The following is a 12,617-nucleotide window of genomic DNA, read 5'->3' on the forward strand; positions in this document are numbered from 1 at the left end:
GGTAATAGGTGTTATCTGTTCAACAGTTGCTCATATAAAAAGCACTCCTTGGCAACTAATCAAAGAGCGCCGTACTTTTACATTTGGCACACTATCCCATCTCAAAATCCTACTCTTTTACACGCATCAATTACATATTTCTCACGAAAATATTGGTCACCTTCTGGTAACAAACTATAGAAAACTACCGGAAATCAGAGTTCATTTAAAAACTTACAAAACCCTAAAAACCCTGATATAAAGCCAATTGGGGAAAATTTAAACTGGAGATATTGTCCATTTTAAACTCGGAACTAACACTATTCCCATTATAGATGAAATATCCATAATATTCCAAAATGAATTACAATAAACCAACTCCTTAAAGAGTCAGCTCATTGTTGCAGGACAAACCTTTTTGTTCTATTCTCCTCCGCTATCACTAAAATTTCCGGGAAAACTCCTTTGTTTAGCTCTTAAGCTAAAGCTTGAATAGCATTCTTAATTTCTTGAGCATCTAACTTACCTCTGATAAAGACAATCAATCTCTTGAATGCATTCTAATACCTTTATGTATAACAAAAAACCTCCAAATATAATTATTTGAAGGCTCTAAACATGCCTAGTCTCCTTGAAAACTAGAGAAGACTGTACAGATGAGAAACTTTTAAGTTGATTTAAAATGTTATTCTGACGGAACTATGTGAAAAGCGAATCCACCTAATCTGGCACGCAGATCACAAGCGGTTTTGAAGTTAGAGGGAAGGTATCTTTTTTCGTTCCATCTAGTTTTATATAATGGCGTAAAATCTTGATTTAAGACACTTTTGAACTAGTCATCTATCATTTAATTTTATCTAATTATATATATAAACGTCTAATCTGTGACCAAGTTATGACTAGTTTTCTTATTTTATTAATATGGTGAGATAAAGCTCAGAAAGCCATGAATATGTTTAAATCTGACATTTAATCCTCTTCGCTCTGTTCATGCTTGATCCATTCTATCAAAAGAATACATAAACATATAACGAAGTGTTTTTGTTCACGTGAATCTTTTGTGACAACTATTACGAAACGACGAGACCGTTTTGCAACTGGTACATTTGATAATAGAGTCCTTTTTGTGCCAATAGTTCCTGGTGTGTTCCTCTTTCGACAATGTTTCCTTGATGCAGGACGAGAATTAAGTCGGCATCTTGAATCGTTGATAATCTGTGCGCGATCGCAATCGTCGTTCTCCCTTTACGCATTTTTGCTAAAGCAGCTTGAATTTCTTCTTCTGTTTCCGTATCAATATTAGCCGTCGCCTCATCGAGAACAAGGATCTTTGGATCTGTCGCAATGGTTCTCGCGAATGCAATAAGCTGCCGCTGTCCACTAGAGAAAGTAGAGCCACGCTCAACGACTCGATGCTCGTAACCATCTTCTAGCTTTTCGATAAAGCGATGTGCCCGAACAAACTCCGCTGCTTCTTTTACTTTTTCATCGGTCATTGAATCGTTATGCAAGCGAATGTTATCCTTTATCGTCCCATAAAATAGGAAAGGGTCTTGAAGAACGAGTCCCATTTTTTCCCGTAACTCCTCACGTGAATATTCCTTAATGGACATCCCATCAATCAAGATATCCCCTCGCTCAAATTCATAAAACCTCATCAGCAAATTAATGATTGAACTTTTCCCGCTGCCCGTATGACCGACCAACGCGACCGTCTCACCCGGTTTTGCCGTGAAGGAAATATCTTTGAGCACATCCTTTTTCCCATCATAGGAAAAACTGACGTCACGGAACTCGATTTTTCCGTCTTTGATTTTTGTTTCACCCGCATTCTTTTGTTCTGGTGCCATTTCTGCTTCATCAAGCAGTCGGAATACCCTGCCAGCCGCAATAATGGCTTGTTGATACGACGATAGCTGCCTCATCACGTCATTCACTGGCCTAAAGAAACGATGCAAATACGTTGTAAAAGCATAGACCACACCAATTTCGACAGGACTATTTAAAGAGGTAATCCCGAAATAGCTTAGTGCCATAATTAAAGAGCCAAAATACACGAGCTCGACTGCAGGTCTTAAGAGCAAGCTGTCTAGTTTAATATTTATACGACCGGCAAGAAAATGCTTTTCGTTGATCGTTGAAAACTCTCTTTCCAGTCTTTTCTGCTGTCTGAACATTTGGATCATGGACATGCCCTGCAATGATTCATTAATCTTTGCATTCAACAGACCTAATTGTTCACGCATTTCCGCATAATAACGTGAACTATATTTCCGATACATTTTTATGATCAAAAAGACAAGCGGAAGAATGATTAAACAAAATACTGCCAATTTCACATTTAAAATGAACATCGCGATAAAAATACCGATAATTAAAAATCCACTTTGGATAAAGCTGGCGAGAACCGTTACAAACAGTTCCTTTATGGCCTCTGTATCATTCGTCACTCTAGAAACAGTACTTCCCGCTGGAGTCTTATCAAAATATTTTAACCCGAGCCCTTGTACTTTTGTAAAGACATCCACACGGATTTTTTGAATGATTTTTAAAGCAATCTCCTGAAATTTATATTGTTGAAAATACGTAATAAACGACCTTGCTACATGAATTGCAAGGTAGCCTCCTCCTAAAACGAGCAATGGCTGAAGAGGAAGATGTCTCGGTGCTAAATAGTGATCAATAAAGTGCGCAATCATTAGCGGTCCGACAATTTCCCCCAATGTAGCCAGCGTCAGCAGGATAAAGGCAAAAATAATTTTTTTATAATGAGGGGTCGTATAGGAAAGCAGTCGAAATAGGATCGTACGCTGCTCCTGTTTTGTAAATTCAGTTGGTTTGCCCATGAGATCCCCCTTTCTCTACAAGTGCTTCTAACTGCTGATGGAGATACATTTCCTTATACCAGCCATCCTGTTCCATTAGCTCATCGTGTGTACCCATTTGGGCAATCTCTCCTTCATCAAGAACGACAATCCTATCTGCATGCTGGATAGCACTTAAACGGTGTGCGGTAATAATCGTTGTTTTTCCAGCACGCGTTTCCCTTAATGATGCGAGGATCCCTTCTTCCGTTTTCGCATCAACAGCAGATAAGGAATCATCAAGAATCAGGACTTCTGGTTGCATTAATAATGCTCTGGCAATGGATATCCTCTGCTTTTGTCCACCGGAAAGGGAGACGCCTCTCTCGCCAACAATCGTCTCATATCCATCCGTAAATTGAAGAATATCCTGATCCACCTTCGCTAATTTCGCGGCATGATGAACCTCCTCGATTGAAGCGTCCGGCTTTGCGAATGAAATGTTTTCTGCAACCGTTGCAGAAAATAGAAAATGCTCCTGTGGTACATAACCAATGGCTTCACGAAGCCTTTCAAGTTTATATTGGTCTATACGTCTCTCACCAAACAAAATGTCTCCATCAAAACCTTCACTCTCCCGAATGAGAAGTTTTAGTAACGTCGTTTTTCCAGCTCCTGTTTTTCCGACAATGCCAAGGGTTTCTCCCCTTCTTAATCGAAAGTGAATTTGTTTTAATACAGGCTGCTGTTCTCCTGGGTACGTGAAATCATTAATATGAAACGCAATATCCCCAGTTGGAACTTGATCTAGCGCATCTGGTGTATCTTTTACATCCACGGGTTCGTTTAGGATCTTCCTTATCCGATCATAAGAGGCTCTTCCTCTTTCTAAAATATTAAAAAGCCAGCCAAATGCCAGCATCGGCCAGACGAGCAGCCCTAAATAGGCATTAAACGAGACGAGTTCTCCAATTGTAATCATTCCGTCTATGACAAACTTCGCACCAAAAGCAATGGATAAGAAAAAAGAGACCCCTACAATGCCAGCGATGGTTGGATCATATAAGGCATCCACTCGTGCAACTGCCAAGTTCTTTTTCACGACATTTGCTGATTGGTGATAAAATTCTTCGACATCTTCCTTTTCTTGACCAAATGTTTTAATGACTTTAATTCCTGTAATACTTTCCTGCGTTTTGTCGTTCAAAGATGAAAAGGCTTCTTGCGCTTTGTAAAACCGTTCATGAAGCAAACGACCATACCAGTTTGTCATAATCGCCATGAATGGCATGGGGATTAAGCAAATCAGCGTTAATTCCCAGCTGATCGTAGCTGCCATTATCACAACAACCGCAATTCCAATCGTCAAAGAATCGACCATTGTTAATACGCCGGCTCCAGCGGTCTGCTGAATTGCCTGTAAGTCATTCGTCGCATGAGCCATTAAGTCCCCTACTCTTTTCTTTTGATAGAAGGTTTGCGACATTTTTGTAAAATGAGCATACAGCATATCCCGCAGCTGTCTAGCAAGCTTAAGAGAGGAACCGAAAATCATAGCCCGCCAGAAATAGCGAATGACATACATCGAAATGCCTGTGACCGTTAAAATGATCATCCATTTCAGAAGCTCGCTTCCTGTTAAAGTCCCTTCTTTGATCGCATCTACAATAATCCCAATTATTTTTGGCGGAACCAATTCAAGCATCGCTACCACAATTAATAAAAGAATTCCTACAATATATGGTCTTTTTTCCTGTTTAAAGAACCACTTCAAATCAATAAAAACCTTCATTCAACCACCCCCCTGTAAAAACATAAGAATTTGAACCCTGTCATTTCCTCTACACCAAATAAAAGCACTCATTTGCGAGTGCTTTTCATCTTTCATTTTTACTGCTAAACGCTGTGAACTGTCGTGTCGGCCTCCAATTCACTTCAAAAACCAAAACCTATGAGCAAATATAAGTTTAGAGAAAAACTAGACAGTTTTCAAATAGAAAGAAATATCACTTCTATCAATCATTGTCTATTAATTGTCTAGTTTAAGCAAGAGATTCAACTCTTATATCCTCGATCAGAACAATACAATACTTGATGAAAATGAGATAAAGATTTATGAGTTCGGACTACTGCGGTCTGATCCATCGGTTTCCCTCAGTCTACCGAAAATAAACAAAAAAACACTTGAGTAAAAAAAATCACTGTGCAGTTAAATATGTAATATAATATCCTGAATATTTTGATTTGATGATATATCACCTATAATTCTGCTCATGATTTCTATGTTTCTACTTAATTCATAGCCTTTTTCTATATTTCCAACTCCACGGTTAGTCAAATTTTATTGATAATACTGTAGATAATGCTGGTTTTAGTTTAAATACAGGCTGTCACAATCAAATTAATATACTCTAACAAGCAATAAAATCACATTTTTGAATCTTTACTTAATCAATTAATCCTGAATTAACCTACTGTTCCCGACTTGTCGTTCCGAAAAATACAGGCTTTTAAATCAATTTTTTGCAATAACATAATGTATAAAAAAAGCTAAAAACAATCTTTTCATAAAACGATTGTTTTTTAGCTTTTTTAATGTTTTTCCGCATTAAATTGAATAATTTCATTCTTGGTTCTTGCAGCTGCCAGAAAACGTGTTATGTCAAAAAGCTTTAAAAACATCATTAAGAACGTTCAGACTGTTCCCTGTTAACTGCCTCGTTATTGTCATTAATCATACTTCTCACTTCTTGCACCATTTCATCAAACGTTTGATTCACTCTATTCATAATCTCATCTTGAGACGTGTTGCCATTTCCAACATTGCTGCTTTCATTGTTATTGCCTTTTTTCAATTTCTTCACCTCCGATACAAATATGGTTTGTAACGGGAAGAAAAATATACTTTGAATTGCTTATTCACTACGGCTCGTGTAATAAAGTTAATCTAAAATAGAGCTTTTATATCATTGCTTTTTTAGGCTGTAGAGCGATAATAAAGTTGTTTTAATTCACTAAAATAAACAAAAGCCTTACTATGTTTGATATGTAATGAGGCCTTTAAAAGTTGTTTAAAACCACATTGATCTAAAAGAATTTTACTGCTAAAAAGGATAATAAAGTCATTTAATTCTTTTTAACTAAAGCACCCGTTAGTTTAAGTATATTTAATCACAATCTTCAATGTATATATCCGATATAACTCATTACTCTTTGTATAAAAATAACAAGCAGCTGTTTTACAGCTGCTTGTTATTGAAAATGGTACATTTTAATTGTCTCTTCTTACTAATGAGCATTTCATAAAAATCCTTTTATTGAGGAGATTGCCCAAACCCATTTAGTATAAAAAATACGATATCTTCAATGGCATCTTCGCTAATGGATTTTTTATTTAACAATATAAAATTAGAAATAAAGAATCCACTCATTACTGTGCCCAGCATTTTTAGGATTGAGTCGTTTGGTATGTCTTTTATATCTCCCCGTTGTTTGAATATCTCAATTACTTTTACTAAGCGAACAGACGCCGCTTCTAAAATATAGGGAAGTATTTCATTTTTAAGTTCTTCTTTATAAATTATTTCTTTTATGACTACCTGAAATATTTCTCTGTTTTCCGAGATAAAAGCAATACGATTTGTTAAAAAAGCTCTTAAAAACTCTTCAAATGTACACTTATCATTCATTAGTTCTCCAATAAGTTCATCTGCCATCGTAGGGAAAAAATCTTTTATAAAAGGTACCATTATAGATAATAATAAATTTTCCTTTGTTCCATAATGCTTAAAAATGGTTCCCTCAGCAACGCCTGCCATTTTTGCTATTTCTGATGTTGCAGTATTTGAATATCCTTTTTCTGCAAAAAGTGTAATAGCAACCTCAATAATTTTCTTTTGTTTAACCGTTTGTTTATTTGATTTTTTAAGTATTTTAGCCATTTCATCCAATAGATTATTATTTACCATTTTATTCACCATCTTTGCTTAACGCTATATCGTTACCGTATTATAGCTTACGATACTTTTTCAGAGCAAACAAATTTAAGACGATAAATACTGCTGAAAAAGCCAACAAGATATATAAATTACTACTAATGTCAGTTAAATTTAAACCTTCGTACATTACTCCTTTTAACGCATCTGCTGCATAATACAATGGCATAAAGTTTGCGAATACTTGTAGCCACTCCGCCATTCCCTCGATAGAGAAAATGCCTGAAAAGAATATTTGTGGCACAACGATAATTGGAATGAACTGAATCATCTGGAACTCTGAACTTGCGAAAGAAGATAATAATATTCCAAGTGATAAAGCCACAAGTGCTACGATGATATTAATTAAAATAACATTCCAAATGGAACCAACTAAAACCATATCTAGCACATTGATTGCAAACAAAACAATAATAATGGTCTGTATCACTGCTAATATACCGTAGCCAACAAGATAGCCTGTGACAATCTCTCCTCTTTTAATAGGTGTTGCTAACAAACGTTCTAGCGTTCCAGTTGTTCTTTCGTTCAATAGCCCAATGCCAGAGATTAAAAAAACGAAAAAGAAGACAAAGAACCCTACCAAAATAGGACTAAAAGTATCAAAAAGCTCTGTATCGCTGCTGCCGTATACATAGTTGGTTTTCATCAAATCCTGTGATGGAAGTTCACTCCGAATTGCGTTTGCTCCCATTAGCTTTAATTGGATTTCTTTACTATAAGTTTGCTTTACTTTCATTTCTAAGCTTTTTGCTATCGAAGGATCGTTATTAAGTAACGTTATCGTTGCTTTATTGCCATCGACTTGTAAAAATCCATCTAAATTTTTATCTAATATAGTTTCATTCACATTTGAAACTTTGTTATATTCTTTGACCTCAATGTCAGCACCTTTTAATTTTTCAAGGAGTTGCTGATTCCCATTAGCAACTCCCAAAACAGGATCAACGGTATTTCCATTAAAAACTAGGTTCATTAGTGTTAAAACTAATAAAGGAGCCACAAAGAGAAGAGCCAATGTACGCTTATCTCTAAGTATTTGTAATAAAATTCTCTTAATAAGTGCTACTGTTCTCATTGTACTTTCCTCCCGGCATCTAAAAATACCTCCTCCAAGCTATTTACTTCATATTGGTCTTTCAATTGGCGAGGTGTGCCAGTTGCAATAAATGAACCATCTCGAACCATTGCAATGTAGTCACATTTTTCTGCTTCATCCATTACGTGAGTCGTTACAATAATGGTTTTTTCTTCTTCATTTTTTAATCTTAAAAGCTCAGTCCAAATACTTAATCGTAATTCAGGGTCTATCCCCACAGTAGGTTCGTCTAAAATCAGAACTTTAGGATTTTGAATTAAAGCAATTGCTAAAGATAATCGACGTTTCATACCTCCTGAGTAAGCTGACACTCTTTTATTAAGATCGGCAGTTAGGTTAACTAAGTCAGCAGCATAGGCAATGCGTTTCTGTTTTTCAGTTTTATCTAATTTAAATAGAGATGCGAAAAACATTAGATTTTCCTTACCTGTAAGGGCCATGTATAACGCATCTGATTGTGCCATATAGCCAATTTGCTGTAAGATATTTAAATTAGGCATTTTTTTACCTAATAAATAGATAAACCCTTTATCTGGAATATCCATACCAACTATCATTTTAACTAATGTTGTTTTTCCAGCTCCGGAAGGCCCAATAAAACCATAAATACAACCTTCTTTAATATCAAAGTTGATGTCTTTTAATACAACTTTCTTTCCAAAACTTTTCGTGACTTCTTGAATTTGAATAGTATTAGTTTCACTCATTTTTTATTCCCCCTCTTAAAAGTGAGTGTTTAATCACTTACTTTTATTATATTTTTAAGTTGATGGTTTTTCAATAACTTTATTATCTCTTTACACAGGCAATCCAAGGTTTTCATTATCTTTTAACAAAATATTCTCCTTTCACCAAACTTTACTTTCCCCCTTTAAAATTCAACCTATCAAAGAAAGAAGGGAATGGAGTATGAAATTAAATGTGAAGAAAGGTTTCTTTTGGGGAGCAATCGCGATAAGTATCTTTTTACTTTTCAAATTTGCTTTGAATTTGATGAGGTTCCTCTCCCCTCACGGACAACATTTTATGGGCAGAGGGCATGGATGGCAGAATTACATGGTGCACTGGATAAAGTAGAAGACCCGATTGCAATGTTAAATCAATATGTAAGAGAAATGGAAGGGAACCTGGCAAAGGGCCAGGATGCTCTTGCTAGACAAATTTTTCTTGAAAAAAACAACAAGTCTTGATTTCTGAAACAGAAGCGTTGATTGTTAAAAAAGAGCGACTAGCAAGGCTTGCCGTAGAACAAGGTAACGACAATATGGCCACTCTCGCTCTGTATGAAAAAAGCCTCCAGGAAAACCAGCTGAAGCTGTACATAGAGCAACTTAAAGCCATACAGCAGCAGGCAGAATCTCTTAAAGAAAAATTACAGGAATTCAAAGGAACATACAATAAGCTGCTGCATAAAAGAATTTTATTAAGCGGCAGAGCGAACGTAGCTCGATCAATTAAGCAAATGCAGTAAACGGCTATTTCATTTAGTTCTGAAAATATCGCGAAAGGAATGGCCCGAGCAGAAGATCGTATTTTATTAATGGAGTCAGAAGTTCAAGCCTTCAATCAATCTTTACAACCAGATGAACCCCCGGCGAAAGGCTATATGGATAGCAGCCTAGAAGAGTTTCTGCAAGAGGAGCTTCAAAAGCTAAAGAAGGGTTTATCCAGAGAAACAGCCTAAACAATGTTTGAGAAGCGCCTTTTCATGACGGCGCTTCTCTTTTCATTCATTTATTTATTTCTTTTCTCAAGTGCCTTTGCTAGCTCTTCTCCCATCAATTCGGATGAAAAGGGATCACGGCTTGTCACGATTTGCTCATCCGCCCATACGGCATGGGCTTTTTTAGACAAGTCTCCCTTATCATAAGAGGCAATTTTGCTCATTTCTTGTTCCAAACTAAAAGGTAAAATATCAAGTAATCCTTCGGGTTCAATTTCATCCGGATAACCTGTTACCTTCTTTCCGGCAATGATGCTTTTGCCATCTGGACGCAGCGTCCAAATAAGAGGAGCCGGACCGTGACACTCGGCAGCTACAATGCCTCCGTTATCGTAAATGGCATTAATAATTTGATGTAAGTCTTCATCTTTAGCTAAGTCATACATGGCTCCATGGCCGCCAACGATTAACACGGCATCATATTCCTTTGGATTGATATCCATAAGTTTTGCTGTTTCATCTGCCTTCCCTGATTCATAGAGCGCCTTATACGTCCCTTCAGGATCATATTCTGGTAAGAAGCTAGTCTGATCAACGACCGGCTTTCCTCCTAATGGAGAAGCCAAATTGACTTGATGACCTGCCTTTTCTAAGGCATGTAACGGAGCAAAAAGCTCTTCGCCCCACCATCCGGTTTCATAGTTGTTTTTTTCGTCCTTATATCCGCTTGAAAGAACAGCTAATACTTTTGCCATAACCTTCTTCACTTCCTTATTTTTATTATTTACTCTTAAAAATCCTTTCCTTAACAGCCATCCATATCACAGGCCATGCCTTCGATTGAACTATTCGTTGTTTCCTTTTGGCTCTCTTCATTGATAATTTGCTCAAGCGTTTCTTTCGATCGGATTCCTCCGATCGTGGTGTTGCCGATGACAAACGTTGGAACGGCTGTAATGTCTGCTTCTTCATAGGCATGTTTTAACGCCTGCTGATGCGCTTCTTTATAAGTTCTTCTCTCCAAAGCTGTCCGATATTCTGCCTCATTAAGCCCAATCTCTCCAGCTAATTTTGTCAGTACTTCAATATTCCCAATATCTTGTTCTTCTTGAAAAAAGGCACGCAGCACTCGGTCATTATACTCGTTTCCCTTTCCTTGTTCTTTTGCGTATCGATACCCTTCAAACGCTAAATGTGTGTAGGGCTGTGGTGATACCTTTGGCAGGATAATGGAGATTCCCATCTGTTCTGCTAGTGGATAGACTGATTGCTTCCACGTACTTTGTAAATAGTCGCCCTCAGGTTTTAATGTTTCATTTGGATAAGGACGCAGCTCGAAAGGCATCCATTCTACTTCTACATCTTTTCCTTTGATGGCTTCCTCCAACGGCTTTTCTGCTAAGAAACAAAAAGGACAGACGTAATCTGAATACACCTTAATTTTTACAGTCACAGTGACCCTCCCCTTTTTATCATGCTGTACATATGATCTATTCCTTTGAATGAAAAGTAAATTCATTTCATGCGCCATTATTCTTGACATAATTTTATGTTTTTATTTTTTCTTTCATTTTTATTGTTCCTTATTCTACATAACTAAATGAAATGTTTTCTTTATTGCTGGATGAGTTTTTTATTTGTTGATGTTTTGATTTGAATTTTGCACACAATGTTTTAAGATAAATTTTCTTTGAAAATAACAAAATTAGGTTGATATTTGATTCAAAGCTGCCTTTTGAATGGTTCCTCTTCACTGTTTTTAAGTAGTCCCATCTCTATCTGTTTCAATACAGTTATCGAATTTAACCATAAAAAGAACCCGCTCAATTGAACGGGTTCTTCGGGGTTCATTCTTTTTTGTATACTTTGAAGAAATTTTAATAATCGAGCAATGCCGGGTCATCATTTAGTCATATACACTCTTCCTTTTTAAGAACGAGCTTAATCTTTATCTAACCAAAAAACGACCAAGCTTTTCCCTTCTATTCTGTCAATGTGAATTCAGCCGCTATGCGTACAGGCTCTTCCTTCCCTTCACTATGTGCCGGACTAAATGTATGCCTCACTCTGTATTTGCCTGCGGTCATTAATGTTCTAAAACTCTCAAATGAGAGGGTTACTTTTTTTCTTTCGCCCGCTTCTATTGGTGGCATATCAGATAGAAACTGTGTACCCAAATTGTATTTTATCTGCAGCCACTTCTCTCCTTGTTTCTTTTCCAGTATGTATTCACGGGTAGAAATATAATCAAAGTCTGCCGTATTAACAAGCATCACGCTTACAGCTGGATCAGACGACAGACTGTAGCTCTCCTTTTCTGTTTTTATTGTTAATCCATTTTGTGAAGAAAGCAGATCACCGTGAGTGGATGGGGATAAAGCCGGGTCACTCAACCGGGCTGTCATAACGGCAAACTCTCCTCGTGTTACAGGGTCATTCGTGCCAAACTTCGTAAGCGATTTTCCATTTACAATGCCTGAAGCGGTAAGCCGGTTGATGGCGGTCGCGTATCTTCCTGTTGCATCTGTAAATTGGTGCACCGTTTCGTTCGGCGATAACAGTACATCATAATAGGCTCTTGAGAGAATAATAGCCGCTTCTCCTCTCGTGATCATATCATTGGAACCGAAAAGGGTATCCGTTTTTCCTTGGATGATTCTATAAAGCTGAAGATAGGAAATTTCATCTTTCGCACGATCCGGAATGTCCTGAAACGTCGCCCTCTCCCCTGGTACATGAAAGCTTTTTCTAAAACCGATCCCACGCGCTACAATCATGGCCGCATCTACCCGTTTAATTGGCAATCCCCAACCGAATGCCTCTGCACTCACACCATTAAAAAACTTATTTTGATAAAGAGACGACACCGTTTCCTTGTATTGTATAGGCACATCTTTAAAAGGGAATGTACTCGTAGGCTGTGCTAACACAGGGTTAAAGCTTGCTGCTTCTGTTAAAGCTGCAGGCATTGAGCAAAGGATTCCTGCTAATGAGGCGGCAATCAAACTATGTTTCATTTTTTTCATGTCTCTCTTCTCCTTTCCCACTTTAATTCATTTTTTGTTTATTATACCAAG

12 protein-coding genes are annotated in these 12,617 nt (G+C 37.2%); 3 read left to right on the forward strand and 9 right to left on the reverse strand.

The window, feature by feature from the left end:
• Window positions 1-1,049: 1,049 nt before the first annotated feature.
• From A8F95_RS13845 to A8F95_RS13865, 6 genes are all read right to left on the reverse strand, one after another.
• Window positions 1,050-2,825: an ABC transporter ATP-binding protein gene (locus A8F95_RS13845; protein WP_065411036.1), complete on the reverse strand. Its 1,776-nt coding sequence runs from the start codon at window positions 2,823-2,825 to the stop codon at window positions 1,050-1,052.
• Window positions 2,809-4,575, reverse strand: a complete 1,767-nt coding sequence (locus tag A8F95_RS13850) for an ABC transporter transmembrane domain-containing protein (RefSeq protein WP_065411037.1) — start codon at window positions 4,573-4,575, stop codon at window positions 2,809-2,811. The genes A8F95_RS13845 and A8F95_RS13850 overlap by 17 nt, the downstream gene beginning before the upstream one ends.
• A gap of 892 nt (window positions 4,576-5,467) precedes the next feature.
• Window positions 5,468-5,638: a hypothetical protein gene (locus A8F95_RS22535; RefSeq protein WP_176713701.1), complete on the reverse strand. Its 171-nt coding sequence runs from the start codon at window positions 5,636-5,638 to the stop codon at window positions 5,468-5,470.
• 459 nt (window positions 5,639-6,097) lie between these two features.
• The gene (locus tag A8F95_RS13855; RefSeq protein WP_065411038.1) at window positions 6,098-6,751 is read right to left on the reverse strand and encodes a TetR/AcrR family transcriptional regulator; all 654 of its coding nucleotides are present in this window, start codon (window positions 6,749-6,751) and stop codon (window positions 6,098-6,100) included.
• A gap of 40 nt (window positions 6,752-6,791) precedes the next feature.
• A complete protein-coding gene (locus A8F95_RS13860) occupies window positions 6,792-7,856 on the reverse strand; it encodes an ABC transporter permease (RefSeq protein WP_065411039.1) in 1,065 nt (354 codons plus the stop codon).
• A complete protein-coding gene (locus tag A8F95_RS13865) occupies window positions 7,853-8,584 on the reverse strand; it encodes an ABC transporter ATP-binding protein (RefSeq protein ID WP_065411040.1) in 732 nt (243 codons plus the stop codon). The genes A8F95_RS13860 and A8F95_RS13865 overlap by 4 nt, the downstream gene beginning before the upstream one ends.
• A gap of 336 nt (window positions 8,585-8,920) precedes the next feature.
• On the opposite strand from A8F95_RS13865, the gene A8F95_RS22540 reads away from it, so the two are divergent.
• The 3 genes from A8F95_RS22540 to A8F95_RS22545 are packed head-to-tail and all read left to right on the forward strand — an operon-like array spanning window position 8,921 to window position 9,561.
• Window positions 8,921-9,067 carry a PspA/IM30 family protein gene (locus A8F95_RS22540; protein WP_176713702.1) on the forward strand — a complete coding sequence of 49 codons (147 nt, stop codon included), beginning with the start codon at window positions 8,921-8,923 and terminating at the stop codon, window positions 9,065-9,067.
• Window positions 9,064-9,348: a PspA/IM30 family protein gene (locus A8F95_RS21750; RefSeq protein ID WP_077247378.1), complete on the forward strand. Its 285-nt coding sequence runs from the start codon at window positions 9,064-9,066 to the stop codon at window positions 9,346-9,348. The genes A8F95_RS22540 and A8F95_RS21750 overlap by 4 nt, the downstream gene beginning before the upstream one ends.
• A 39-nt stretch (window positions 9,349-9,387) precedes the next feature.
• On the forward strand, window positions 9,388-9,561 hold the full coding sequence (locus A8F95_RS22545) for a hypothetical protein (RefSeq protein ID WP_176713703.1): 174 nt from the start codon (window positions 9,388-9,390) through the stop codon (window positions 9,559-9,561).
• Between the two features lie 50 nt (window positions 9,562-9,611).
• Here A8F95_RS22545 and A8F95_RS13875 read toward each other — a convergent pair whose 3' ends face one another.
• The 3 genes from A8F95_RS13875 to A8F95_RS13885 form a co-directional block, all read right to left on the reverse strand.
• Window positions 9,612-10,295, reverse strand: coding sequence for a type 1 glutamine amidotransferase domain-containing protein (locus A8F95_RS13875; protein ID WP_065411041.1), 684 nt, complete (start codon window positions 10,293-10,295; stop codon window positions 9,612-9,614).
• A 50-nt stretch (window positions 10,296-10,345) separates the two neighbouring features.
• Window positions 10,346-10,993 (reverse strand): DsbA family oxidoreductase, encoded by a 648-nt coding sequence (locus A8F95_RS13880; protein ID WP_065411042.1) that lies wholly within the window; start codon window positions 10,991-10,993, stop codon window positions 10,346-10,348.
• Window positions 10,994-11,522: 529 nt separating this feature from the next.
• Window positions 11,523-12,566 (reverse strand): S-layer homology domain-containing protein, encoded by a 1,044-nt coding sequence (locus tag A8F95_RS13885; protein ID WP_065411043.1) that lies wholly within the window; start codon window positions 12,564-12,566, stop codon window positions 11,523-11,525.
• Window positions 12,567-12,617: the final 51 nt, after the last annotated feature.

Origin of the sequence: Pseudobacillus wudalianchiensis (assembly GCF_001685015.1) — a bacterium.
GTDB classification, from domain to species: Bacteria; Bacillota; Bacilli; order Bacillales; family Domibacillaceae; genus Pseudobacillus; species Pseudobacillus wudalianchiensis.